This window comes from Pseudomonas sp. D2002, from assembly GCF_013385735.1.
Taxonomy (GTDB): domain Bacteria; phylum Pseudomonadota; class Gammaproteobacteria; order Pseudomonadales; family Pseudomonadaceae; genus Aquipseudomonas.
In genome coordinates, this window is record NZ_JACAPL010000011.1 from 49,473 (window position 1) to 74,034 (window position 24,562).

23 protein-coding genes are annotated in these 24,562 nt (G+C 60.6%); 5 read left to right on the top strand and 18 right to left on the bottom strand.

Features of this window, described 5'->3' with window-relative positions; all coding sequences use genetic code 11:
* Nucleotides 1–11: 11 nt before the first annotated feature.
* The 13 genes from icmH to tssA all read right to left on the bottom strand — a co-directional run bounded on the left by icmH (nucleotide 12) and on the right by tssA (nucleotide 14,828).
* A complete protein-coding gene (icmH, locus tag HX783_RS21455) occupies nucleotides 12–872 on the bottom strand; it encodes a type IVB secretion system protein IcmH/DotU (protein ID WP_177018140.1) in 861 nt (286 codons plus the stop codon).
* Nucleotides 873–877: 5 nt separating this feature from the next.
* Entirely contained in the window at nucleotides 878–2,206 is a 1,329-nt protein-coding gene (gene tssK / locus HX783_RS21460; RefSeq protein WP_177018141.1) for a type VI secretion system baseplate subunit TssK, read from the bottom strand.
* A 1-nt stretch (nucleotide 2,207) separates the two neighbouring features.
* The gene (gene tssJ, locus HX783_RS21465; RefSeq protein ID WP_177018142.1) at nucleotides 2,208–2,693 is read right to left on the bottom strand and encodes a type VI secretion system lipoprotein TssJ; all 486 of its coding nucleotides are present in this window, start codon (nucleotides 2,691–2,693) and stop codon (nucleotides 2,208–2,210) included.
* Between the two features lie 11 nt (nucleotides 2,694–2,704).
* Nucleotides 2,705–3,874, bottom strand: a complete 1,170-nt coding sequence (gene tagH, locus HX783_RS21470; RefSeq protein WP_177018143.1) for a type VI secretion system-associated FHA domain protein TagH — start codon at nucleotides 3,872–3,874, stop codon at nucleotides 2,705–2,707.
* 17 nt (nucleotides 3,875–3,891) lie between these two features.
* Nucleotides 3,892–4,023, bottom strand: a complete 132-nt coding sequence (locus HX783_RS21475) for a type VI secretion protein (RefSeq protein WP_177018144.1) — start codon at nucleotides 4,021–4,023, stop codon at nucleotides 3,892–3,894.
* 83 nt (nucleotides 4,024–4,106) lie between these two features.
* Entirely contained in the window at nucleotides 4,107–5,639 is a 1,533-nt protein-coding gene (locus tag HX783_RS21480) for a sigma-54-dependent Fis family transcriptional regulator (protein WP_177018145.1), read from the bottom strand.
* Complete coding sequence (locus tag HX783_RS21485) at nucleotides 5,639–8,062, bottom strand: AAA family ATPase (protein ID WP_177018146.1); 2,424 nt, start codon at nucleotides 8,060–8,062, stop codon at nucleotides 5,639–5,641. The genes HX783_RS21480 and HX783_RS21485 overlap by 1 nt, the downstream gene beginning before the upstream one ends.
* Nucleotides 8,063–8,074: 12 nt before the next feature.
* Nucleotides 8,075–9,082 (bottom strand): type VI secretion system baseplate subunit TssG, encoded by a 1,008-nt coding sequence (tssG, locus tag HX783_RS21490; RefSeq protein ID WP_177018147.1) that lies wholly within the window; start codon nucleotides 9,080–9,082, stop codon nucleotides 8,075–8,077.
* The gene (gene tssF, locus HX783_RS21495; RefSeq protein ID WP_177018148.1) at nucleotides 9,046–10,833 is read right to left on the bottom strand and encodes a type VI secretion system baseplate subunit TssF; all 1,788 of its coding nucleotides are present in this window, start codon (nucleotides 10,831–10,833) and stop codon (nucleotides 9,046–9,048) included. Before tssF ends, tssG begins: the two co-directional genes overlap by 37 nt.
* A complete protein-coding gene (gene tssE, locus HX783_RS21500; protein WP_177018149.1) occupies nucleotides 10,823–11,242 on the bottom strand; it encodes a type VI secretion system baseplate subunit TssE in 420 nt (139 codons plus the stop codon). The genes tssF and tssE overlap by 11 nt, the downstream gene beginning before the upstream one ends.
* Nucleotides 11,239–12,717 carry a type VI secretion system contractile sheath large subunit gene (tssC, locus tag HX783_RS21505; protein ID WP_177018150.1) on the bottom strand — a complete coding sequence of 493 codons (1,479 nt, stop codon included), beginning with the start codon at nucleotides 12,715–12,717 and terminating at the stop codon, nucleotides 11,239–11,241. Before tssC ends, tssE begins: the two co-directional genes overlap by 4 nt.
* Nucleotides 12,718–12,744: 27 nt before the next feature.
* On the bottom strand, nucleotides 12,745–13,242 hold the full coding sequence (gene tssB, locus HX783_RS21510) for a type VI secretion system contractile sheath small subunit (protein WP_177018151.1): 498 nt from the start codon (nucleotides 13,240–13,242) through the stop codon (nucleotides 12,745–12,747).
* Between the two features lie 32 nt (nucleotides 13,243–13,274).
* On the bottom strand, nucleotides 13,275–14,828 hold the full coding sequence (tssA, locus tag HX783_RS21515) for a type VI secretion system protein TssA (protein ID WP_177018152.1): 1,554 nt from the start codon (nucleotides 14,826–14,828) through the stop codon (nucleotides 13,275–13,277).
* 489 nt (nucleotides 14,829–15,317) lie between these two features.
* Between tssA and HX783_RS21520 the strand changes: the two genes are divergently transcribed.
* Complete coding sequence (locus tag HX783_RS21520) at nucleotides 15,318–15,833, top strand: Hcp family type VI secretion system effector (protein ID WP_159957170.1); 516 nt, start codon at nucleotides 15,318–15,320, stop codon at nucleotides 15,831–15,833.
* A 56-nt stretch (nucleotides 15,834–15,889) separates the two neighbouring features.
* Here the strand turns inward: HX783_RS21520 and HX783_RS21525 are convergent, their stop codons facing one another.
* Nucleotides 15,890–16,711, bottom strand: a complete 822-nt coding sequence (locus HX783_RS21525) for an aldo/keto reductase (RefSeq protein ID WP_177018153.1) — start codon at nucleotides 16,709–16,711, stop codon at nucleotides 15,890–15,892.
* A gap of 106 nt (nucleotides 16,712–16,817) precedes the next feature.
* Between HX783_RS21525 and HX783_RS21530 the strand changes: the two genes are divergently transcribed.
* Entirely contained in the window at nucleotides 16,818–17,312 is a 495-nt protein-coding gene (locus HX783_RS21530; protein ID WP_159957174.1) for a DUF1543 domain-containing protein, read from the top strand.
* 4 nt (nucleotides 17,313–17,316) lie between these two features.
* Here HX783_RS21530 and HX783_RS21535 read toward each other — a convergent pair whose 3' ends face one another.
* The 3 genes from HX783_RS21535 to HX783_RS21545 all read right to left on the bottom strand — a co-directional run bounded on the left by HX783_RS21535 (nucleotide 17,317) and on the right by HX783_RS21545 (nucleotide 20,510).
* Entirely contained in the window at nucleotides 17,317–17,862 is a 546-nt protein-coding gene (locus HX783_RS21535; protein WP_159957176.1) for a GNAT family N-acetyltransferase, read from the bottom strand.
* A gap of 124 nt (nucleotides 17,863–17,986) precedes the next feature.
* Nucleotides 17,987–19,192: a YgcG family protein gene (locus tag HX783_RS21540; protein WP_177018154.1), complete on the bottom strand. Its 1,206-nt coding sequence runs from the start codon at nucleotides 19,190–19,192 to the stop codon at nucleotides 17,987–17,989.
* A gap of 79 nt (nucleotides 19,193–19,271) precedes the next feature.
* On the bottom strand, nucleotides 19,272–20,510 hold the full coding sequence (locus HX783_RS21545; protein WP_177018155.1) for a YgcG family protein: 1,239 nt from the start codon (nucleotides 20,508–20,510) through the stop codon (nucleotides 19,272–19,274).
* A 129-nt stretch (nucleotides 20,511–20,639) separates the two neighbouring features.
* On the opposite strand from HX783_RS21545, the gene HX783_RS21550 reads away from it, so the two are divergent.
* The gene (locus tag HX783_RS21550; protein ID WP_177018156.1) at nucleotides 20,640–21,455 is read left to right on the top strand and encodes an alpha/beta fold hydrolase; all 816 of its coding nucleotides are present in this window, start codon (nucleotides 20,640–20,642) and stop codon (nucleotides 21,453–21,455) included.
* Nucleotides 21,445–22,578: a PAS domain-containing sensor histidine kinase gene (locus HX783_RS21555; protein ID WP_177018157.1), complete on the top strand. Its 1,134-nt coding sequence runs from the start codon at nucleotides 21,445–21,447 to the stop codon at nucleotides 22,576–22,578. Before HX783_RS21550 ends, HX783_RS21555 begins: the two co-directional genes overlap by 11 nt.
* Here the strand turns inward: HX783_RS21555 and dapF are convergent.
* Nucleotides 22,575–23,378 (bottom strand): diaminopimelate epimerase, encoded by an 804-nt coding sequence (gene dapF / locus HX783_RS21560; RefSeq protein WP_177018158.1) that lies wholly within the window; start codon nucleotides 23,376–23,378, stop codon nucleotides 22,575–22,577. The two genes, HX783_RS21555 and dapF, sit on opposite strands and share 4 nt — an antisense overlap.
* Nucleotides 23,379–23,486: 108 nt before the next feature.
* Between dapF and HX783_RS21565 the strand changes: the two genes are divergently transcribed.
* On the top strand, nucleotides 23,487–24,533 hold the full coding sequence (locus HX783_RS21565) for an alginate lyase family protein (protein ID WP_177018159.1): 1,047 nt from the start codon (nucleotides 23,487–23,489) through the stop codon (nucleotides 24,531–24,533).
* Nucleotides 24,534–24,562: the final 29 nt, after the last annotated feature.

Here is a 24,562-nt window from a genome sequence, read left to right on the forward strand (position 1 = left end):
GCTCCCAGCGTTTACAAGGGCGTCTGAGTCAGTGTCGACGCCGAAAATTGAAGGGGTTGCAGCGTGGTCGTGACCTCGAGGCCCAGCTTCCAGGCAAACCCTGCGTACATCGCCAGCACACAGGCCAGGGTGAAGACTGCGAGCCACGCCGTTGAAATCACGCGTAATCGCCCACGCCGTGCGCGCCCCGCCTTGACCGGCGGCACACGTTGCCGGGTGGGTTCACCGCGCACTTGCCGTATCTGTCGATACAAGGCGTCGCGGACGCTCTCGAGCTGCGATGCACCGCGTTCCATGATGCGGTACTTGCCTTCGAAACCGATGGACAGGCACAGGTACATCAGCTCCAGCATCGCCAAATGCTTGACCGGATCGCGGGACAGACGCTCCAACAGCTGGAAGACTTTTTCACCGCCGAAGGTTTCGTTGTGAAAACGACTCAACAGGCTCATCTTCGACCAATCACTGCGATTACCCCACGCCGTGGTGACCACGGCCTCATCGACGACGCTGCACAGCACGTAGCGCGCCGACATGACCTGGCTGCTCTCGACACCGCACTGCAAGGCACGGGCTTCAAATTGAGTGACCGCCGCTGAGAGTCGATCATTGACCGTGCCCAGGCTTTCGCGACCGGAGCAGCCCTTGAGCTCAATCACTTGCGACAATAAAGCCGATGCTGCGGCGACCAACGGATTGAGGCCAACCTTGAAGCATTGCGCGTCGTGCAGGCGGGCCGCGTAGATCATCCGATCTTCCAATTGCTCAAAGCGCGGCGGCGCGGGGAAGTCCGTTATCGGCCCCTGTGCAGGGCCACGGCCTTCATGGTCGAGCAATACGGTTTTTTCGTCCTGCGGGTATTCACTGTCCATAGTGTTCAGTTCCTGATGGCCCAGAAGTTGAGTTCAAGCGCTGAAAATTCACCGCCGACATGGAAGGCAAAACCGCCCGACTGCTCCAACTGCGTGATATCGCGGGCATTCAGATCGAGCATGAAATAGGTTTTTGCGGCATGGAACGGAAGCTGTCGCGGCGCCACCGGCAGCGGCTTGACCTTGATACCCGCCAAGTGCAGGTTAACCAGCTCGCGTATGCGCTCCACCGGCCCGACCTTCAGATGGGCCGGCAGGCGATGACGCAACTCCTCCGAATCACACTGCGCCGTGGCCGCGAGAATGAAGGTTGCCGTGCCCAGCAGCTTCAGGTCGCTCACCGGGCAGACCAGCACCCCGTATTGGCGTTGCTGCAGTGGCAGCTCAAGGGCGTGCTGCTCCAGGACCATCGACAGCACGTCTCGAACGCCCGCCATCAGCTCACGAAAACTCTCACTCTGATCGCCATGCCTGTAGCGTACGTCCAGCTGCGCGCGTTTGCTGGCGCTGGCGAACGTTGATAACTCACCCACCATCGACAGCAGCGCTCGGAACAGCACATGCGGGCGCACCTGGGCCTGGCTCAAGTAGTGACGCAGCTCCAGTTCGGTGCGATTGATCAGTTGCAACATCAGGAAGTCGCCAATTTCCGAGCCTGCTGCCACACCGTCGCCGCGCATACGCGCCGCAATGGCGTCCCCGCGACTCGCCAGCAGGCTGATGACTTCCTTGAGGCACGATGACAGATAGGCGCTGCCCTGCAGAAAAATGAAGGTCGGTGTGAAATCCGTATCCAAGGTCACGCCGCCTTCATCGGAGGCGCCCACTACCTGCGCGACCTTGAGCTTGATCAAGCCATGGTCACTGGGCTGGTCTCCCAACAGAAGACGCAGATCAGGGCGTGCGCAATTGATGCGTAATCTTGAGTCGATGCCGGCGTTCGAATCACCCACCTCAACGTCACAGGCCAGGTAGCGTGACAGGACATCGACCTGCTGCTGCTCGCGGACCTCGACCTGGTTGCCGGTGGCCAGCGGCAACGCCAGATAAATCGCTTGCTTGCCCGAGTTGGCGGGCACCTGCAGGACCAAGGGTTCCATCGTCCCACCCAGCTCGAACAGGCTGCCGTCCGGTAAAACACCCGAGGCCTGGTTGACCACTACCTTGCCAAAATTCAGGTACTGCACGTCAACCTCAAGCGTGAGGAAACCCCAGGCGTCCGTGTCGAGCAACCGAATTTGATTGAGTTGCTGCTGGTAATACCGGTCGTTGTGCTGGAAATGCTGTGGCCTGAGCAACATGCCTTCCTGCCAGATGACTTTATGAATCGGCATATCACTTGCCCTCCTTGTCAGGAAGGGGCGAAACCACGCGAATACCCGATTGGTCCAGCACCAGGTCAGCAACGGTCAGCTGTTGCGCGGTGACCGGGATGACCATTCGCCATTGCACATGAGGCAGGTCTCGATAGGCCGCCAGTACCCCCAGAAAACGCGCTCCAGGTTCAAGCCTGAGCTTGAGGCTCAGCCGTTCACCCGGGCGCAGCTCAAGTTCCTCGCTGCCCACCCAATCCTTGGGCAGCGCTTGTTCGGCATTGCTGTACAGGCTGAAAAAGTCGGCATTCTCAAAGGCCACGGGATGTCGCAACTCAAGCAGGTGTATCACCACCGGCGAGGGGCGGCCGTGCAGATCAGGGTTGACCTGGTCAGCGGCGGTGAGCGTCACGTCCAATTTGGTCAAGGTGGAAAACGGCGACACCGCGCTGCAACCGGCCAACACACCGAGCAGGAGCAGCATTGAAACAAGCGTGGCTCGATACATAACTATCATCCTTAATAATCGGCGTGCAGTGTCGAGATCAAACGAAGCTGCTCTTCATAGGCCGTGGCGAAATCGCCGCCTGACCACTGCTCATCCTCAATCCAATGCTGGTAGTGGCGCTGGTAGGCCCGCCAGTGCCCACCGTCAGTGGCAAACCGCGGCCGCTTGCCCCGAGACGCAAAGCACATCAGTAGATGACCCGGCGCGAAGGCATTGCGTGTGTTGCGCAGCGCACTGCGAGACGCCGCCAGCAGTGCAACCTGATGAGCCTGTAGAGCCCGGTGAGCCTGGGTAATGGCCTGTTCGGCAGGTAAATGGTGCGCGTCCGCCGGCCCCAGCAGCGTCGCCAAGGCAGCATCGGTATCGACACACGCGCTCAAGGGGTTGCGGCTTTTTTGCAGAGGGCCGACAAACCCCAGGCCCAGCTCATGTTTGAGCTCTTCACAGGTATGCAGGCTTTGCTGCAACCCCTCGACGCCCACACGAAGCAAGCGTGCCACCTTGATCGCCAGGGCCTCTTGGCTCGCGCGGTCGAGCGTCTCCAGACGAATGCCCAGCGCCGCCGCAAACTGCTCCCCAAAGGCGTTAGTGTCCGACGGCACCCTGGCGCAAGGGTTCGAGAGGGTTTCCCGGACAGGCTCAGCCCGACGCGGTATCGTCAGATGGTCTCTGCTGGCCACACGGTTATCCGGCCACGACCCAGGCCCCTCAGCGGCCTCCTCCAATGCCGCCAACTCCTGCGACCTGGTCTGCTGCTGATGCTCCAGGTCCAGTGCCTGGATAGGGTCCAACGTCAGGAATGCATCATCGGGAATGGCGCCGCTGCCGACATCGTATGGCGTGTCCACAGACCGTACCGGCGTGATCAATCGTGCACGTATCGCAAACGGCCCCAATTCAAACACCTCGCCGTCGCCGATCAATCGCGCCTGCCCTTTGTGCAGTCGCTCGGCACTGCCGGATACACCAATACCGTTAGTGCTGATATCGGTTAAAAAGTACCGGCCTTCGCGGTAAGCGACCAATCCATGGTGACTGGAAAGCAGGCGGCTGGAATCGGCAATCATCCAGTCACAACCCGCACCGCGGCCAATCACACCGCCGGTGCCGTCGAACATTTTACGCGCCGATACTGCGCTGTTGACGCCCTTGACATCACATACTTCAAACACGAGTTGCATGGTCGGGCTCTCCCCATTCAATGGTCACGGGTTATCACCTTCGGCTCACCCAGCGGGCGGTAATCGGCATCATCAAACACATAGTTCGCGCTGCAACCACCCAGTAAACACAACACAAGCACGACGGCTTGCCACGAACGAACAGGCATCAGCTTTTCTCCACAACGTTAAGGTCGCCAAGCCCGATTCGACGCAGGCGGCGTTGATACTTGGCAGCGCTCAAGCACAGCATTCAGCACTCCCCCTTGGCATCGCCAATAGGGATGTTGAGCCGCGCCAGACGGTAGAGCAGCGTGCGACGCGCAACGCCAAGCTCACGCGCGGTACGGGTGCGATTGCCACGATTCTTGTGCAGGCAATCAATCAGGAACACCCGCTCCACCCGCTCCATGCGCTGGCGTAGCGTGGTGTCGAGTGCCACGGCGGCAGCCGGGGCCTGTGGCAGTGACAGGTGCATGGGCAGAATCACACCGTCGTCACACAATAAAACGGCGCGTTCCACCAGGCACTTGAGTTCACGGACATTGCCGGGGAAGCCATGGCTCGACAGCTGGTCAAGTGCGCTGTTCGACCAATCAACAGCCGCCCTCCCCAGTGACGCGCACGCCTTTTCAGCGAAATGTCGCGCCAGTTGCAGCACATCGCCATCGCGCTCACGCAAGGCGGGCAATTGGATAGGGAACTGTGCGAGTCGGTAATAGAGGTCTTCACGGAAACTGCCTTGCGCCACCATCGCAGACAGATCGCGGTGGGTCGCAGCGATGATGCGCACATCAACCTTATGGGCAGTGCTGGCGCCCAATGGACGCACCTCGCCTTCCTGCAAAACCCGCAGCAACTTGGCTTGCAAGGCCAGCGGCATGTCGCCGATCTCATCCAGCAGCAAGGTCCCGCCATGTGCGGCGTCAAACAGCCCTGCGTAATTGCGCTCGGCGCCGGTGAAGGCGCCTTTGCGGTAGCCAAACAGCTCACTTTCGAGCAACCCCTCCGGAAAGGCCGCGCAATTTTGCACCACAAACGCCTGGCCACTGCGCGGCCCCGCCGTGTGAATAGCGCGTGCCACGACCTCCTTGCCGGTGCCGGTCTCGCCGCGTAGCAGAACGGTGTAAGGGGTATGCAGGACCTTGTCGATCAAGTGGCAGGTCGCCTCAATCGCAGCGCTGTTGCCGATCAAGCCGTACGCACCTGTCACCGGTGTACCGCGTTGCGCCTTTTTGGCGCTTGGCGCGGGCTGCACGCTCCGGAGCAGACGCAGCTGGCTCAAGGCAAAGCCGCCCAGTTTGCCCAACGAAGGCGCGTAGCCCAGCAACGGCGTTGCCTGCCAACTGGCGCACAGCAGCACGCCGTTCACCTGCTGGCTCTGATTGAACAGCGGCACGGCCAAGAGTGAACACCAGCGGTGCTGCGCGATCGGCAGAAAAGCCGTGTCATACAGGCACCGCTGCACGTCATCGACGCCGAGCACGCTGCGCTGGTTGAGCACGTAATGCAGCAGCTGCTGTTCTTGCCATACCGCACCCACAGCCGGGTCGACGCGCGTTGGCGCTCCCAGTAGATGCTGGGCGATCAGGTCCAGTCGCCCCGTGACCTCATCAACCCGATACAACTGGCTGAGTTCGCACTGGCTCAGTTGCGCGGCGCCCGCAACACACAGGTCGGGCAAGGTTGACGCATCACGGCCTTGGCCCAGGCTCATCAAGCAGTTCAGCAAGCTATCGGCATAGGCCAGAGGGTCGGACAAGCCGTTAAACAGGGCGTCGTTCATCAGCTGAACTCGCACGTCGGCTGGCCGTTACCGTCCAATCGCGCATGGGCCAAGGACAATGATTCGCCCATGGCCATGGCACTGAGAAAACGGTCCACCATCTGTGGCAGCAACTCGCGCTCGATCCATTGGTCGATGTACCGCGCACCGCTATCACCATGGGCACAGCGCTCGGCCATGTGCGCAATCAGTTCGGACGAATAACTGAATGCGAGCTGGCGTCGTTGCAGCCGCTCACCCAGGCTTGCCAGCTTGAGCCGTGCCACGTCATGCAGCACCTGCCCGGCAATCGGGTAGTACGGTACGACACGCATCCTGGCTAACAACGCCGGCTTGAAATGAGCACGCAAGATCGGTTGGATAGCGTCCTGCAGCACGTGGGCGTCTGGTCGCCGGCCGTCTGCACAGAGTGCGCTGATGCAATCGCTGCCCAGGTTTGAAGTCATCAAGAGCAGCGTGTTGCGAAAATCAATTTCTCGCCCTTCGCCGTCATTGGCGCGGCCCTTGTCGAAGACCTGGTAAAACAGGTTCAGCACTTGCGGGTCGGCTTTCTCGACCTCATCAAGCAGCACCACTGAATAAGGGCGTTGGCGCACAGCTTCCGTCAGGATGCCGCCCTCGCCGTAACCGATGTAGCCCGGTGGAGCACCGATCAGTCGGGACAAGGCATGCTGTTCCTGATACTCCGACATGTTGATGGTGGTGATAAACCGCTCACCGCCGTACAAAAGCTCGGCCAGGGCCAGCGCTGTTTCTGTCTTGCCGACGCCACTGGGGCCCACCAGCAGAAAAACCCCTACTGGCGCATCGGGCTTGTTAAGCCCGGCAGCGACGGCCCGCAATGCGCGGTCAAGGGCTTGCACGGCGTGCTCTTGCCCCAGGATTCGAGCGCGCAGGGCATCGGCAAAGCCCAGGACTTTTTCGTTGGGCTCAAGTGCCAGTTGCTCCAGCGGAATACCGGTCCAGGCGCTGATTACTTGCGCCACCAGGCGCGGGCACACCTCCAGCGTGTTCGACGATTGCCCGCCCTGCTGCTCCAGCGCCTGGCGCTCGCACTCCAGGCCCTCCAAGCGCAAGTTCAACGCCTGCAACGTCTGCGCTTCGGCCGGCAACCCCCGGTCGGCGTCGCGACTTAATGCCAGGTAGTGTCGGTTGCCTTCTGCCAGTTGCGCGCAAAGATGCTGCAATGCCTCAGGTGGCAGAGCCTGGCGCGTGCGCACACGCGCGCATGCGGTATCCAGTACATCCACGGCCTTGTCCGGCAACTGGCGACCCGCGAGGTAACGCGCGCTCATATGCGCCGCCGCTACGACGGCATCGTCGCGTACGTAAACCCCATGGCTTGCCTCATAAACCGGGACCAGGCCACGCAGGATTGACACAGCCGCCTCAACGCTCGGCTCGCCGACCAGTACCGGCTGAAAACGCCGCGCCAATGCCGGGTCTTTTTCGATGTACTGTTTGTACTCCGCCCACGTAGTTGCGGCGATGGTGCGCAGCCCTCCCCGCGCCAATGCCGGCTTGAGCAGGTTGGCAGCGTCGGAACCTCCCGTCTGGCCTCCGGCGCCGACCAGGGTATGGGCTTCATCGATAAACAGAATCACCGGCTGTGGCGCAGCGTTGACCTCATCGATCAAGCCTTTGAGGCGCCGCTCGAATTCACCCTTGAGGCTGGCACCGGCTTGCAGCAGGCCCATATCCAGGGTCAACAGGCGCACATTATTGAGCGCTTCGGGCACCTGAGAAGCGACGATCTTCAAGGCAAGCCCTTCGACAATCGCCGTTTTGCCCACGCCGGCCTCGCCGACCAGAATCGGGTTGTTCTTGCGCCGTCGCACAAGGATGTCAATCAGTTGTCGAATTTCGCTGTCGCGACACAACACCGGGTCGATCAACCCTTCGCGCGCTTGAGCCGTCAGATCATGCGTAAAGCGCTGCAGCAGCGACTCCGTCACCACAGGCTGGGGCGCTGACACCTGGCTCGCCAAAAAATCACGCACACGGCCGGCATCCAGACGGCTTAGCACGCCGTAATAGCCGCTGCCGGAATAATCCAGCGGGTGGCGCAGCAACGCCAGCAACAGCGCGCCATGATCCACACAGCGTTGTTCCAGCTCAATATGAGCAACCATCAGCGCCTGCTGCAGCCAGTGAACCAGCGCCTGGGCAAAGACCGGGTTGCGCGTAGCGCTCTGTTCACTTCTGGGCTGCAACACGGCTTGCAGCTCGCTCACCTGCACGCCTGCATCTGCCAGGGCCTTGACCATTAACCCGTCGGGCTGCTCAAGCAACGCCAGGAGTAAATCTTCCACCAGCACTTCACGGCCACCGCGCATCACACAGCGCTCAGCTGCGCGTTCCAGGTCTTGCCGTGTCTGGGCTGTCAACGTGCGTATAAGTTGTTGCAGGTCCACATTAATCATGATCATCAGCCCCTAACGAAAATTGCCCGCAAGCGTGACCACGCCGTCGGCATGTTCAGGCACCAGCCAAGTGGTCCAACCCAGGCGGCAGACGTTGCGCTCGCCAATGTGCAGCGCCTTGATCTCGCCTTCGGCCAACACCAGCCGCAAGTCGTACTCCAACGGGTCGCGTGCGGTGAAACGCACCAGTGAGCACAAGGGCTGATACCCACTGCCAGTGGGCAGGAACTCGTGCAGTCGTTGCCAACTCAGTGCGCGCATGTGCACCCTGAATTTGCCGCTACGGTCAGCCACACGCTGCCCCAGCACCAGGTTTTGACCGAGCTCGCTGTTGGCGACCCCCAAGTGATTGCGCTGCAAAGGGGCAACCTCCACCGTGCGCTCAACCCACTGTTCAATGAACAAAGGGCGGTGCTTGAAGTAATGCCGCAGGACAGTCTCGATCAACGTCGCCGAATGGGCGCGCAAACTCAGGAGCCCCAAGTACGGCAACAGGCGCTTGCAATCCAGTTGCGTAGCTTGACGAATCGCCTCGCCACCCAAGCCGATGAGCGCAAACATCTGCTCGGAAAAGACATCGCTGGCACCGCGCTGGAAACACGCGCGGTAACGGTACTTACGCCAGATCGGCAACATCAGGCGGTGCAGTCGCTGGTGGAACAGGTCAAGGAAATCGCGAGTGGGGTTGCCCCCAGGACGCTCGGCAAATGCCTGTTCGCCATAAAACGCCGGCAATGGCGACCCAGCACCAAATAACCCCAGGATGTTGAGGCGCAGACGAGCGCGCAGATGACCGTGCTCCACAAAAAACGCCACATGATCGATGTCATGCCCGGCAAACCCCAGGCCAGGGTTGGCCTGAAACTCAAGGTGCTCATACAGCGCGTCCTCATCCAGCAACGGATGGGCCTCGCGCAATCGCTCGATCACCTGCTGCACCGCCTGAAATAGCGTGTACTCGCGGATGACACGACACAGGTGGTTCAAAGCAGGGGTTGTTGCCCCATCCGGGATGGCCATAGATACACGTCTCCTTGTGTGCTGGTGACTCGCAACTCGTGGTACGAATTAAGGCTGGCGTAGAGCGCGAAGAACTCATTGAGGACAGAGGCAAACACAAACATGTCGCCCAACCCGAGAAAGCCATGGGGGTCGACTGTCAGGTCCACCCGTAAACCGCGAATGGGCAGCCCTCGGTGCAACCGGTCAACTGCCTCGTGGCTGATCGACCGCAACGCGCCCAGCCTTGTCTGGCTGACCTTTTGCGCCTGTCGATCGTGATAGCGCGGCAAATCGTAGGTTTGCAGGATCACCTTCAAGGCGCTGATATCGGTCAACGACACATAGTTGAGTGACATGTTGCTGATCAGCTTCCACAGGAAATCCTGATCCAGCGGCGGCACGAAGCTCGCCGTGGGTGCCGTGATATTGCGGAAGGTGAGTGACTCAGGGGCCTGTTCGCAGGGCCGGTTTATGTCGCCGGCACGTAATTGCCGTGGCAGGTTGCTATTGGTACAGGTCAGTTCGATGGAGAGTGTTTCCTGACCTTCCCCTGCGCGCGCACCGAAACCCATCCAGGTATCAAGGCCTCCATGCTGCAACGACAAGCGTTGGCGGAGGCTGTAGCTGGATGGCGCCACCGCCAGGTCACTGTCCTCGTCATGCTCAAAGGACTCGAACGGCACGTAGGCCTGATAGCCCAGCCCGCCGGGGCGCCAGCCAATAACACTGTCCACGGAAAACACAGCGGCATTGCCCGCCGTATATTCCCCCGGCACCAAGAGGTACTCGTCCTGCTTACCGTCCAGGCGAACGGGCACCGCATCATGTTTGAACAGGTTAACGATGGGTGTGCAATACAACTTCAGGTTGTCCAGGGTGGGTCTTGGGGGGCGATGCCCCTGGGTGCGCAACTCGAAACGCAGCACCATGCCCTGCACTTGCTTGAGCAATTCATGGGGAAGCGCGTGCAGCGCACTCAGCCCCTCGACATCGACAAACAGGTACTTGTCCGGGAAAGCAAAGTATTCCTGCAGGTGTCGGTAACCGCGGAACGTATTCTGCGGATACGGAATCAACGCCTGCGCCTCTGAAAACCCCACCGGCTGGACCTGACTGGCGCGCAAACGCAGTGTTGCCGGTTGCCCGTCGGCGCGGTTGACCGGCAAGCCTGCGTGATCCAGCAAGCGCAATTCGATGCCGTCAAGGTGGCGCAACAAACTAAGGTAGAGGCCTTGGCTGATGTAGCGGTCCCCCGCCAGGTGCAGGCGCAAGGAATCAAATGCCAGCTCAGTGAAATTGCCTTCGGCACTCATGTTCAAGCGCAGGTCCAACCGTGCAGTTTCGCCCTGGCACGTGTACTCCAGGCCGCTGATTTGCAGTGGCATGACGTCGGTGGCGTAGCAGGTCCGAAAGCGACAACGCTCGCCTTGGACAGCGGCGCTTTCCACGGCGGTATCGCGTGCCACTCGTACACTGGGGCCAGCACGTTTCAAGGGGTCAAATTGCAGGATGCTGAACGCAGGCATTGGCCGCATGTAGTTCGGCCATAGCAAGTGCATCAAGGAATGCGTCAGCTCTGGCAACTCGTCATCCAGCTTCTGGCGCAGGCGCCCCGTGAGGAACGCAAAACCCTCCAGCAGCCGCTCTACGTCGGGGTCCTGGCCGGTCTGCGCAAGAAACGGTGCCAACGCAGGGTTACGCTCAGAGAACTGCCGCCCAAGTTGGCGCAAGGCGCTCAGCTCACTTTGGAAATAGCGGTTAAAGCCCATCAACACTTACCTCGACGCGACCGGCATCCGCCAGCCGCGCATGAAACACAACCGGCTGCATGACACCCTCCACCAGCAGCGCTGCTTCAATCGAAAATGCCAGGGTCAAGGGTTCACTCACCCGTGGCAGAACCCTGACGCGCACATTCGCCAACCGCGGCTCGTACGCCCGGATGAAACGTTCGATCAGTACGCGCGACTGGCTCAAGGATTCATGCAGGCTGAGCCGCATATCATTGAGGTCAGGCAAGCCGTAGTCAGGCAGCGTCTGGACACTGCCTGCGCGGGTGCTGAGCATTTTTTCCAAATGTGCAGCAACAGAAGCCACGCTGCACGCCGGGGTTGGCGCATCGCATTCGAGGCGTTCGAAAAGGCTATTGTGGTGGGGCCTCCCCTGGCTTCGGCTCATTCTTTATCGAGCTTGCCGACCAGCGACAACGTGAAGTCTGCGCCCATGTACTTGAAGTGCGGGCGTACGCTCAAGTTAACCCGGTACCAGCCTGGTTCTCCGTCGACATCGCTGACGACGATGCGAGCTGCGCGCAATGGGCGGCGTCCACGCACCTCTGCACTGGGGTTCTCCTGATCGGCCACGTACTGGCGAATCCACTTGTTGAGTTCCAACTCCAGGTCCGTGCGTTCTTTCCACGAACCCAGCTGCTCGCGCTGCAAAACCTTGAGGTAATGAGCCAGACGATTGACCACCATCATGTAGGGCAGCTGGGTGCCAAGTCGGTAATTCAACTCGGCCGCCTTGCCCTCTTCACTGATGCCAAAAGACTTGGGTTTTTGCACGGAACTGGCGGAAAAGAACGCCGCATTGTCACTGCCCTTGCGCATGGTCAGGGCAATAAACCCTTCTTGTGCCAGCTCGTATTCACGCCGGTCCGAAACCAGCACTTCGGTCGGGATCTTGGTTTCAATCTCGCCCATGCTCTGAAAGTGATGCAGCGGCAAGTCCTCCACTGCCCCGCCGCTTTGCGGGCCGATGATGTTCGGACACCAGCGAAAGCGCGCGAAGCTGTCGGTCAGGCGCGTAGCAAAGGCATACGCGGTATTGCCCCATAGATAATGCTCGTGGCTGTTGACCACGGTTTCCCGGTAGGCAAAGGTTTTAACCGGGCATTCAAGCGGGTCGTAGGGCGTTCGCAGCAAAAAGCGCGGCACCGTAAGGCCGATATAGCGCGCGTCTTCGCTCTGGCGAAAACTTTGCCATTTGGCAAACTGGGGGCCTTCGAAATGGTCCCTGAGGTCCTTGAGATCAGGCAAACCGGTGAAGCTTTCCAACCCAAAGAAGGCCGGCCCGGCAGCGGCAATAAAAGGTGCGTGAGCCATACAGGCGACGCTGGATGCGTATTGCATCAGCTTCACGTCCGGTGCACTGGGTGACAGGAAATAGTTGGCGATGATCGCGCCGACCGGCTGACCACCGAACTGGCCGTATTCGGCGCTGTAAATATGCTTGTAAAGCCCGGACTGGGTAATTTCCGGCGAGTCCTCAAAATCATCCAGCAGATCCTGCCGCGAGACATTCAGCAGTTCGATCTTGATGTTCTCTCGGAAGTTGGTACGGTCGACCAGCAGCTGCAAGCCCTTCCAGGCAGACTCCAGCGCCTGGAAATCCGAGTGATGGAGAATTTCGTCCATTTGCTGGCTGAGTTTGGTGTCGATCTCGGCAATCATCCGGTCGACCAGGCGTTTCTTCACCGGTTCTGCGCTGTTCTGCGGCTTGAGCAGTTCCTCGATGAACGCCGACACGCCACGTTTGGCAATGCCGTACGCTTCGTCGTCGGCACTCAGCAGTGTCTGGGCAACGATGTTGTCGAGGATGCTGTACTCGTCAGCGGCGCTTGCGGGCTGCGAGTTGGGCTGGGTGGTGATCATGGTGTCAGTGTCCTTTTACTGAAGTGTTCAGGTGACGGGGCTGCTCAGCCCCAGCTCAGCAAGTACCCGCGCACGCGACTCGTCATCGGCCAGTGCCTGCTCAATGGCTTTGCGAAAGCTGGGTGTATTGCCCAAAGGCCCTTTGAGCGCCATCAACGCCTCCCGCACTGCCATCAGTTTGTGTAACTCGGGTATTTGCTCAACCAGGTTGGCGGGGTTGAAATCCTTCATCGAGTTGATCCGCACCTGGACGGCCAACGCTTCGACATCCGTGTTCTCCTGCAAGCGGTTGGGTACGCTCAACGTCAAGCTCAACGCCTGTTTGGCCAGCACCTCATCAAGGGTGTGCTTGTCGATACCAATGGGCTTTCGATCTTCGAGCTTGCGCGAATCCTCACGCTGGCTGAAATCCCCCAGCACGAGCAATTTCAACGGCAGCTCGACTTCCTCTTGAGCGCCGCCAATGGCGGGCTTGAAGGTGATATTGATACGTTCCTTGGGTGCTACCGAACCGTCTTTGGCCACGGCCTTTCTCCTTTTTTGGTCGGCTCGAAAGCCTATTCAAGTACCGCTTCGAGATCGAAGTGGCACAACCTGCGATGGGTGACTTCCTTGCGTTCGCGCACGGCGTGGTCTTGTGGCAAAAGGTCATAACAGCGATGCAGCAGCCGCGCGACTTGAAAGGCCAACTCGGGTTCCCAGCGGTCCAGGCCTGCGTGCTGGAGTTCAAGGTCCATCTGCTCAAGCTGGATCCTGCCCAGCTCATGCTTGCCCGCCCGGATGCACAACCTGGCCAGCGCCAATCGCCAATGAAAACGCGCGCGGTCACTGCACGCGGCGTGCAAACCTTGCTTGAGCTCACCGACCGCTGCCTTCAGCCCCTCTTTACGCAGCCTGGACATCACTGCCTGCAACGCCGTTTCCCAGGGCGCACTGCCCACATCGACCACGACATTTGAGGGCTCGGTCTTGTGCAGATGGCGAAGCACATGCAGTGCGATCCAGTCCGCTGTCGCGGAATCGGCAAACCCGCTGCCGTCGTCAAACTTGAACTGAGGCAGGCTCGGCAGCCGTTGCAACAACAAGGCAAAATTCATTTCCAACTCGGTCATGGCCAAGTCGGCCTGCAAGGCTTCGAGGCACTCCCAAGCCATACGCAACCCATCGAACCAGAACAACGCGCCAGCCAGGCTCACCTCGAGTTCCAGTAAAAGATCGGCGTAATGCCCCTGGTCAAAGCGGTCCTGCAACCGTTTAAGTTTGTCGGGCGACGGCGCACGCAATGCCGTTACTCGCTCGCTATTGGCGTCGGGGTAATTGACCAGCGCAAGCCATGCAAGGGTTCGGCTCAGGCGCAAGGCCCGCAGGTCTGTCGCACTCTGGCGTAGCCACCAGGCGCACAACGGGCGAGCCTGCTCCTGCAATGCACGCAGCAGTTTGTGAGCGTCTTTTTCGTTATTCACCAACTGCTCGGGCTGGCGCAGTTGCGTTGCCGCCTGCTTGACCTGGGCAATAACACCCGCCACTGCGCCAGGCTCAGGACGGCTTTGCGCGGCAAGTGCCAGGCGCTCCGACAGTTGCCTGCGAATCGGTAATAACAAAGGCGCATCGTCACCCAGCCGCTCGCCCCATATTTCGTCGAGGCTCGCGAGGTGTTCAAGCAGCGCCTGAAACACTGCCTGCTGTTCGGTAAGCGAGAGGTTCTGCGCAAAAAGCGGCTCCAACCGCAACACCAGCCAATTGAACGCAGCGCTGCGGGTCCTCGACTTGGCGGGGTACACAACCGCCCAGTGGTGCACACACAGGTGGCGTAGCAAACCGAGACCCGCCAGAAGCCCGGGAAATGAATCACGCTGATACAGCGCCCATGTCAACCAGACAGCCACCCGCAGATCCTTGGAATGCTCACGCAGCAGACGCTCACCGTTCTCGCTGACTTTGTGCCAATCCGGCTGGCTTGCACCATGAATCGATTGCGCTTTGCCAAGCTCGGATTCCAAGGCCTCGAACTCGCTGGAAAACCGACTATCACAGCCGGAAAAATCCTGTGGCGAACAAGGTAGCCGCGCAACTTCAAGGTAATAAGCGTACAGCGTGTCTGAATAATCCATTTTAGGCCGCAGGTAACTATTTCAAGGCAAAAGTTCAAGGCAAAAGCAGCACACTAATTTCAATTAACCAATCAGCGCTCCATTTGCTTCCCGTTCATTTTTTGAGGAAGCCATCGAACCTTAGCCATCCAAAAAGCAATCAGCAAGCCAGGGTTTTAAACTTAAGAAAGTTCCTACAGGCCCAGTAAATAAAGGCCTGCGCAACAGCTTGCGCAGTTCACCCAGCCAAAAAACCCCGTTTAACCTTAAACATCCGCATCCACGCACCACAAATAGTTCGAGCAACTAACTGCACATAGGTGCGCAAAAAAAGACACTAAAACACCGACAAAAATTAGGACAACTTCTTAAATACTTACCCAACTAACGCCAAAGACCGCTATTTCATTAGCGTTCGTCATTTCAGGCACGCTTCTTGTTATAGAGACTTGCCTGAACGGCCGTAATGCCGCTCGGGAATACTTACTTAATCAGACAAGGAAACCAGTCATGCCAACACCCGCGTACCTCTCCGTCACCGGCGTCAAACAGGGCTTGATCACGGCAGGCACATTTACCCAGGATTCGGTCGGCAACATTTATCAGGAGGGCCATGAGGACCAGATCCTCGTGCAGGCATTTGCCCATCAGGTAATCATTCCCCGCGATCCGCAATCGGGCCAGCCAACCGGTCAACGGGTGCACAAACCACTGATGATCAGCAAGGTCTTCGACAAATCCTCACCGCTGCTCTTCAGCGCGCTGACCTCGGGCGAAGAAGTGTCGTGCCGGCTGGAGTGGTTCCGCACCTCCTCGGCCGGCACCCAGGAGCATTACTTCACCATCGAGCTGGAAGGCGCGACCATCGTCGACGTGCAATCGCGCATGCCCAATTGCCAGGACCCTGACAATGCGCACTTCACGCATTTGGAGGATGTGTATTTCACCTATCGCAAGATCATCTGGACCCACGAAGTGGCCGGCACGTCCGGCTCGGACGACTGGCGTAGCCCGGTCGCCGGCTAACTTCGGCTGACGCAGGCACGGCCGCCAGGGACGGCGCCGTGACTGCTGCCGGTTGACTACACCATCGCCAGCGGGTGCTTGCGTTTGGGGGCGCCGAATACGCGGTCGATTGCGTCCAGGTCGTGCTCATCCAGCACCAGTTGCGCAGCCCTGGCATTGAGCCGCACGTGTTCGGGTGTAACGGCCTTGGGGATGGCGATCACACCGTCCTGGCGCAAGACCCAGGCGAGTGATACCTGGGCCGGTGTCACCTCGTGGCGACGGGCGATTTGCTTGAGCGTGGGGCTGGCCAGCAACTCACCGCCCTGAGCGATGGGGCAGTAAGCCATCAGCGGCAAGTGGTGCTGTTGCCACCATGGCAGCAGGTCGAATTCAATGCCGCGCTCTTCAATGTTGTAGAGCACCTGGTTGGTCGCACAGGCTGGGGAGGCAAGTTCCTGCAGGTCGGCCACGTCAAAGTTGGACACGCCCCAGCGGCCGATCTTGCCGGCTTCACGCAGGCGTTCGAAAGCGTCGACGGTTTCTTCAAGAGGGTATTGGCCGCGCCAGTGCAACAGGTACAGGTCGATATAGTCAGTGCCCAGGCGTTGCAGGCTGGCTTCGCAGGCGCGAGGCACGCCTTTGTGACTGGCATTGTGAGGGTAGATTTTGCTGACGAGAAACACTTGGTCGCGCTTGCCGCGAATGGCATCGCCGACCACCTCTTCGGCACCGCCTTCACCATACATTTCAGCGGTATCGATCAGGCTCATGCCTTCGTCGATACCCAATTGCAACGCAGCGACTTCAGCCCGGCGCTGGTCCGGGTTTTCGCCCATGCGCCAGGTACCCTGGCCGATGACAGGCACGGGAACACCGGCCAGATCGATAGTACGCATGACAACCTCCTGATGAGTTCGCGGGTTAACTGTGTGGCACTGACCGGACAAAAGGGTTCAATCGAAGTATGGTTAGCCTTTGCCAAGTCGCCAGGAAGAACCTGCAATGCTGTTTGTCGTCATGCTCGGGGGTAAGCACCCACGGGCCAGAATTGAAGTTCACGATGTGGTGTTCGCAGTGGCGCCAACGCTGCAAGCCACCTACCCGCAACTGCGCGACGGTTGGTTCGGCAGCCCCAAGGGTGTGCATATCGACTCCTGGATGGCCGTGGAGGGCGTCGACGGCTGGAAAGTCGAGATCAGCCACATGGCACCACAAGCAGACGCGCACCACCTGTACTTCATCAACCTCGGCGGCTATGAAGCCAACGTGTTTGGCGAGGCTCATCATTATTTGCTGGTGGTTGCCCGCGACAAAAAGGAGGCGATGAGCAAGGGCAAACAGCAGATGCTGCGCCACTGGTCACAGGCCCATACCGACGGCGTGCTGGATATCGACGACTGCCTGCCGATCGACCTGGTGGACGGGCGCTATGTCCATCTGGTGCAAGGACCGCATCGACCGATCATCCAGCAGAACGACTATATCGTTCTGCCCTGACGCCTCACACGTCGAGTATCAGGGTTTTACCAAACAGGCGGTTGCCGTGGGTTTCACCCTGGAAGGTGTAGGTCGGTGAACCCAGCACCTCATAGCCGCGTCGAGGGTAAAAGCCCAGTGCGCGTTCGTTGCCGACCCACACGGTTGCCCACAGTAACGCAGCGCCATCGCGTGCAGCGCTTTGCTCCGCCGCGTGCAGCAGCTGATAGCCCAGCCCCTGGCCGGTAAAGCGCTCCTGAATATAGAGGCGTTGCAGCTCGGCAGCGTCAGCGGTGTCGATCATCGAGTGGCTGGCGTTAAGCTTGATCTGGGCGAAGCCGACCAGGTGGCCGTTGGTTTCAGCCACCAGCAACGCAATGCCGGGTTGCGCAATCAGTTGGGCGATGGTGTGCGGCGCAAAGGCTTGCAGTGCCTCATGGGCAATCGAGCTGCGAATGCCTTCAGTGGCGTAGGTGTCGAGAAACACCTGCATGCCCAATACGCCAATGCACAGCGCATCCTCGGCAATGGCGGCACGAATAATGAACGTTGGGGTGGGGGCGGTAGGCATTGAGCGTCCGTACTCAGGGTTGAAAAGATCACCGTTTTACCACGAATGCAGGGCGAAGGCGTTGAGCTGTTCTACGCCCGCTTCAGCTTTAAAAGCTGGGTGGGTTACGAGCCGCGCTAGTGGCTTACCAACTGCCCGACGCCCCGCCGCCGCCACTGGAACCACCGCCACCGGACGAGCTGCTGCTGGAGCTGGAACTCGAGCTTGCGGAACTTGAACCCGACCCACCGCCCGACCCCGAGCCGCCATCGGAAATGCTCGTCAAAAACACGATAAACGCAACGACGGAGGCCGCCGGTATTGCCAGTATCCAACCCTGGTAACCGTGCCCGAGCATCAACCCCACCGCCACATACACCTCTGCCACCGCCAGCACACGCACGAGGAAGAAACGTGGTTTGGTCTTCCAGGATTGATGGATGACAAAGAACAGCCCCACGTACAACGCCAGCACCAGGGCGCCGCCAAACGGCAACGCCAGCCAATGCACGTAGTTGACTTCGACGAAGTGGCTCACCACCAGCACCGCGACGATGTAGGCCAGCGCTGCCACCACGCAATAAAAGACCGCGCGCGCCAGCCACAGCGCGCCAAACGTGGCCCCGCCGATCAGCAGGGTCAGTGGAAAGGCCACCAGGTACACCGGCCACTCCTGCCCGCCCGAATAAATCGTCAGCAGCACCGTCACCGCCACGGTGGCAATCAGCGCCCGGCGCCAATGCAACTTGCCGGCGGCGATCAGTACACCGCCGATGGCGCCGGCGATAAACGCCAGCAGTACCGCGATGATCTGCGGATTCACCTGCGGTGCCGCCTGCTGTGGCAGGTCGCCGCCGTCCACCAGCACGGTCAGATCGTTGACGGCTTGTTGCACGCCGCCCGCATAGTCGCCCTGGCGAAACGCCGGGGTGATGTGTTCTTCAATGATGCGATGGGCCAACAGGTCGGTGACGGTGCCTTCCAAGCCGTAACCCACCTCGATGCGCACCTTGCGGTCTTGCTTGGCCACCACCAGCAGGATGCCGTCGTTGACATCCTTTCGCCCCAGCTTCCAGACGCGGAACAGTTGGTTGGCGTAGTCCTCGATGCTCGCACCGCCGGTGGTGGGCACCAGCAGTACCGCGACTTGCGCGCCTTTGCGCTGTTCAAGGGCGGCCAATTGGTCGTTAAGGCGCTGGGTCGTGCTGGTGTCGAGGGTATTGGTGAGGTCGATTACCCGTTGGTCAAGGGCTACGCCAATCGGCGAAGTGTCTGCCTGCGCTGTGCTCAGCAAGCCGATGAACACCAACGCGAGAAGACCCAAGACGGATTGCCGCAGAATCGCCATCATGTTTGTTACCTGAAGTTTCAACCGGGAGGCGCCGACTTTACCTGATCGGGGCTAAAGCACGTATAAGTCACGCCAGTCGTTACCAGCTTCCGGAAGCCCCACCGCCGCCACTGGAACCGCCTCGACCCGCACCGCCGCTGCTACCGCCAGCGCTACCGCTGCTGGAGGAACCGCTGCTCGAGCTGGACCTGCGGTATCTCGAGCGGGAGGAGCCGCCGCCCGACCCTGAGCGAAAACTGCTGGCGGTCAGGCAAAAGATGAATACCCCCGCAAACGCGGCTTTCGGCAACGCCAGCAGCCAACCGCCAGGACCGGCGTGCGCGTCCAGCCCGGCCCCCACAAACACTACGGTTGCCAGTAAAAACCGCACCAAAAACCCCACTCGGCTCCTGCGCCAGGCGTCTTTCATGACCCAAAACAGCGCCAGGAACAGCGCCAGAATCGCTACTGTCCCCAGCAAAAACGCCAACCAGTCGAAGAAATTGACGTCGCGGTATTGATTCACCACCACCAGGCTGACCCCATAGATCAACAGCGCCAGCGCGCAATAGAACACTGTGCGTGCCCTCCACAGCCAGCCGAAAACCGCGGCGCCGATCAGCAGGTTGAGTGGAAACACCACGAGGTACACCGGCCATTCCCGACCGCCGCAAACCCCCACCACCAGCGCAGTCAGCACCGCCATGGCAATCAACGCGTGGCGCCAGTGCAGCGTGCGGGTCACCACCAGCACGCCGACGCCGGCACCGACAATGAACGCCAGTAACACCGCGCTGGCGCCCAGGGGCAACCCCGTTTCAGCGTCCCTGGGCAGGTCACCGCCGTCTACCAGCACGACCAGGTCATTCACGCCCCTGGCCACGCCGCCCACGTAGTTTCCCTGGCGAAACGCCGGCGTGATGTGCTCGTCGATGATGCGATGGGCCAGCAAGTCCGTGACGGTGCCTTCCAGGCCATAGCCCACCTCGATGCGCACCTTGCGATCGTCCTTGGCCACCAGCAGCAGGATGCCGTCGTTGACGTCCTTGCGCCCCAGTTTCCAGGCGCGAAACACCTGGTTGGCATAGTCCTCGATGCTCGCGTCGCCGGTGGTCGGCACCAGCAGCACGGCCACCTGTGAGCCTTTGCGTCGTTCAAGCGCGTCGAGTTCGAGTTTCAGGCGGGCCAGGGTTTGGGCGTCGAGGGTGCCAGTGAGGTCAATCACCCGTTGGTCGAGGGCCACGCCAATCGGCGAAGTCTCGGCCTGAGCGGTGACCAACAGGCCGGCGACCATCAACACCAGCAAACTCACAACAAATGGCTGCAACCACCGCAACATGTCCGTACCTGACGTTTCTTCCTGAAGGCGCCGACTTTACCTTATCGACGTATAACGCGTGACCCCACGCCTGCGACTATCTAAACTGCGCCCATACCCACATAGCAAAAAGCCATGCACGAGAACGCCATGAACCTGAAGCACCGCAACAACGTCAGTGTGACGGGCAATGGCATGGCGACCCTGGTGTTCTCCCACGGGTTCGGCTGCAACCAGGCCATGTGGAATTACCTGGCGCCGGCATTCGTCGACCGCTTCCGCGTGGTGATGTACGACTTGGTCGGGGCCGGCCTGTCGGACCTCAGTGCGTTCGACAAAACCAAATACGCCACACTGGCTGGCTATGCCCAGGATTTGAACGAGATTGTCGACGCCTATGCAACGGGGCCGGTGATCCTGGTCAGCCATTCGGTCAGTGCGATGATCGCCACCCTCGCCGACCGCCTGGCGCCTGCGCGCATCGCCGCGCACGTGATGATCGGCCCTTCGCCGCGCTACATTAATGACGCCGATTACGTCGGTGGTTTCCAGCGCAGCGACATCGCCGACCTGCTCGACACCCTCGACAGCAACTACCTCGGCTGGTCCAGTGCGATGGCCCCGAAGATCATGGGCGCGCCGGGGCAACCGGCCTTGAGCGACGAACTGAGCGACAGTTTTTGCCGCACCGAGCCCGACATCGCCAAGCAGTTTGCGCGGGTGACGTTTATGTCGGACAACCGCCAGGACGTGGTCGGCCTGGCCACGCCGGTGCTGATCCTGCAATCGAGCGATGACCTGATCGCCCCGGTCGCCGTGGGTGAATACCTGCACCGCGTGCTGCCCAACAGCACTTACTGCTTGGTGGACAACGTCGGCCATTGCCCGCACATGAGCGCGCCAAAGGCCTGCGCGGCGGCCATGGAAGACTTCCTGGCGCCGTGGGCGATTGCCGATGTCGGCTGAGTTGTTCGACAACGCCGCCTGCGCCCTGGCCGTCACCGCTGAAGACGGCACGATCCTGCAGGCCAATGCGCGCTTCAGCGAATGGCTGGGGTTCAGCCGCGCCGAGTTGTGCGGGCGCCGCTTCCAGGACTTGTTGACCATGGGTGGGCGGATTTTCCACCAGACCCACCTGGCGCCGATGCTGCGCCTGCGCGGCAGTGTCACCGAAGTAAAACTCGACATGCTGCACCACGACGGGCACAAAGTGACTGTGCTGCTCAATGGCAACAAGCGCGAGCAGGCTGACGCGGCGGTGTACGACCTGGCCTTGTTCGGCACCACCGACCGTGACAAGTACGAACGCGAGTTGCTCAACGCACGCCACCTGGCCGAAGCCCTGTTGCAGGAAAGAACCGCCACCGAAATTGCACTGCAGCAAGCGCAGGCCGAGTTGAGCGAGGCTTACGCGATTGCCCAGCGCCGTGCGCTGTTTGCCGAGCAGATGGTGGCGATCGTCAGTCACGATTTGAAGAACCCTCTTACCGCGATCCGTATGGCGTCCGACTTTCTCAACCGTGGCGAGCGTACGGCCAAAGAGCATCAGTTATTGGGCCATATCGCCCAGTCCTCCGAGCGCGCCCACCGCATGATCGCCGACTTGCTGGACTTCACCCAGGCCCGGGTCGGCCACGGTATTTCCATCAAGGCCGCACCGTTGGACTTGCATGCGGTTATCGCGCACGCCGTGGATGAACTGCGCGTGGCGTTCCCCAAGGCCACGCTGGAGCATCACGCCGAAGGCCAGGGCAATGCCTGCCTGGATGCCGACCGCGTGCAGCAGATCATCGGCAACCTGGTGGCCAACAGCGTCGCGTACGGCGACTTGCGCCAGCCGATCAGCGTGACCTCCAGGCTCGGCGAGAAAGGCTGCGAGGTGTCGGTTCACAACTACGGCGCGGTGATTCCAGAGGCATTGCTGGCCGACCTGTTCGAGCCCATGACCCGTGGCACCGACCAGGGCAGCGAGGTGCGCAGCGTGGGCTTGGGCCTGTACATCGTGCGTGAGCTGGCCAGAGTGCACGGCGGCGATGTGGCAGTCAGTTCCTGCGCCACCGGCGGTACGACGTTTACGGTGAAATTTTAGAACACATACGCTGCGCCCTGCATGACCGGCTCAACGCTGCCGGTCAACACCACACCGCCCTGCCCGTCCCATTGCACCGTGACCGTGCCGCCGTCGCACTGCACCTGCACGGTGTCGTCCAACAGGCCGCGCCGAATGCCGTTGACCACCGCGCCGCAACAGCATGAACCGGAGCCCAACGGCACACCGCCGCCGCGCTCCCAGATGCGCAAGCGGATGTGGTTGCGGTTCAGCACCTGCACGAAGTGCACATTGGTCCTGGCCGGGAACAGCGGGTGGTTTTCGAGTGCCGGCCCCACGGCTGCCACATCGACGGCGGCAATATCCTCGACAAAAAAAGTGCAGTGCGGATTGCCCATGCTGCACGCGGCCGGGTTGCCGTCGATAGGCAAGCTGCGGGTGTCCATCACTTCGGCCAAGGGTACGGACGCCCAATCCAGCGATGGCGCGCCCATATCAACCGACACCTGCTGCGCGGCCGCGCGCACACAGGTCAGCAAGCCGCGCTCGGTGCGCAACACAATCGAATCGCTGCCGGTTTCATGCATCAGGCGGTCGGCCACGCCCCGGGTGGCGCTGCCGCAGGTCTGCAGCGGCGTGCCGTTGGGGTTCCAGAATTTGATGCGTGCAGCGGCGTCGTCGCAGTCAAGTACCACGGCCAGTTGGTTGAAGCCGATGCCAGTGTGGCGGTTGCCCAGGCGGCGGGCGATCTGCGCGGTGATCGGGTCGTCCTGGCCACGGCGGTCGATGATGATGAAATCGTCGCCATGGGCATGCATCTTCACGAACGGCAAGGTCATGGGCGGTCCTGGGGGCAAAATGAGTGGAGATCCAGCATACGGGAGTTTCATCCAAGCCGATTCGACCACATGTTAGCGTGGGCGCGTTCTCGTCCTGCAGAGCCCTCGATGAAAAAAACCGCCTTCGTTTTTACCACATTGCTCGCCACGTTTTGCCACACGGCCGTCGCCGCCGCGCAAGCACCGAGCCTATGCCAGCCGGCCTTGTCGAACCCGACATCCCAGGCACTGCTAACTGCCGCGCAACGGCATTTGGCCGACGTGCCTCAGCCCCTGCCCCATCTGCACACCGAAGGCACCCTGCCTCACCAGGGTATCCGCGAGCAAAGTATCGCCGCCGAAAAGGATTGGCCGGTGATGCGCCAGGCCGCCCTGGCGTGGCGGTTGAGCCATGACCCGCGTTATCTCAAACAAGTCGACGACTACCTGGCGGCGTGGGCCGAGGTGTACCAGCCGGACTTCAACCCGATCGACGAAACCAACCTCGACATGCTGATCAACGCCTATGCGCTCACCGCCGACAGCCTGCAACCGGCGACCCGCGAGGCCAGCCGCCGCTTGATCAGCAGCCTGGGCAACGGCTACATCGCGCGCATCGAGCAGTTTCACGGGCAGAAAAAAGGTACCCAGACCAATAACTGGCAGAGTCATCGCGTGAAATTGGTCACGGTCGCGGCCGCCGCGCTGGGTGACCATGCGATGCTTGAGCAGGCCCATCAGCTGTTTAAACAGCAGATCGCCGATAACGTACTGCCGGACGGTTCGGTGATCGACTTCCAGGACCGCGACGCCCTGCATTACGTGGTCTATGACCTCGAACCGCTGGTGCAAGCCGCGCTGGCGGCCAAGCCTTACGGGGTCGGCGGCGACTGGCTGAGCCTGCGCGCGAACGGCGCGTCCCTGGCCGCTGCCCTTGATTGGCTGGTGCCCTATGCCACTGGGCAACGCAGCCATCAGGAGTTCGTGCACACCCATGTGCAATTCGACAAAGATCGCGCTGGCGTGGGCGAAGCCGGTTACAGCGGCACCTGGCAACCCAGGAGCAGTGCGGCGTTGTTCTGGCTGGCGGCGCAGTTGGACAAGCGGTATTTGCCCGTGGCCACGCAATTGGCCGCGCACCCGGCCGACTGGATCAGTGCCTGCTATTTAAAGTAAGCGCCGCTAGACTGGCCGCACTGCCCTTT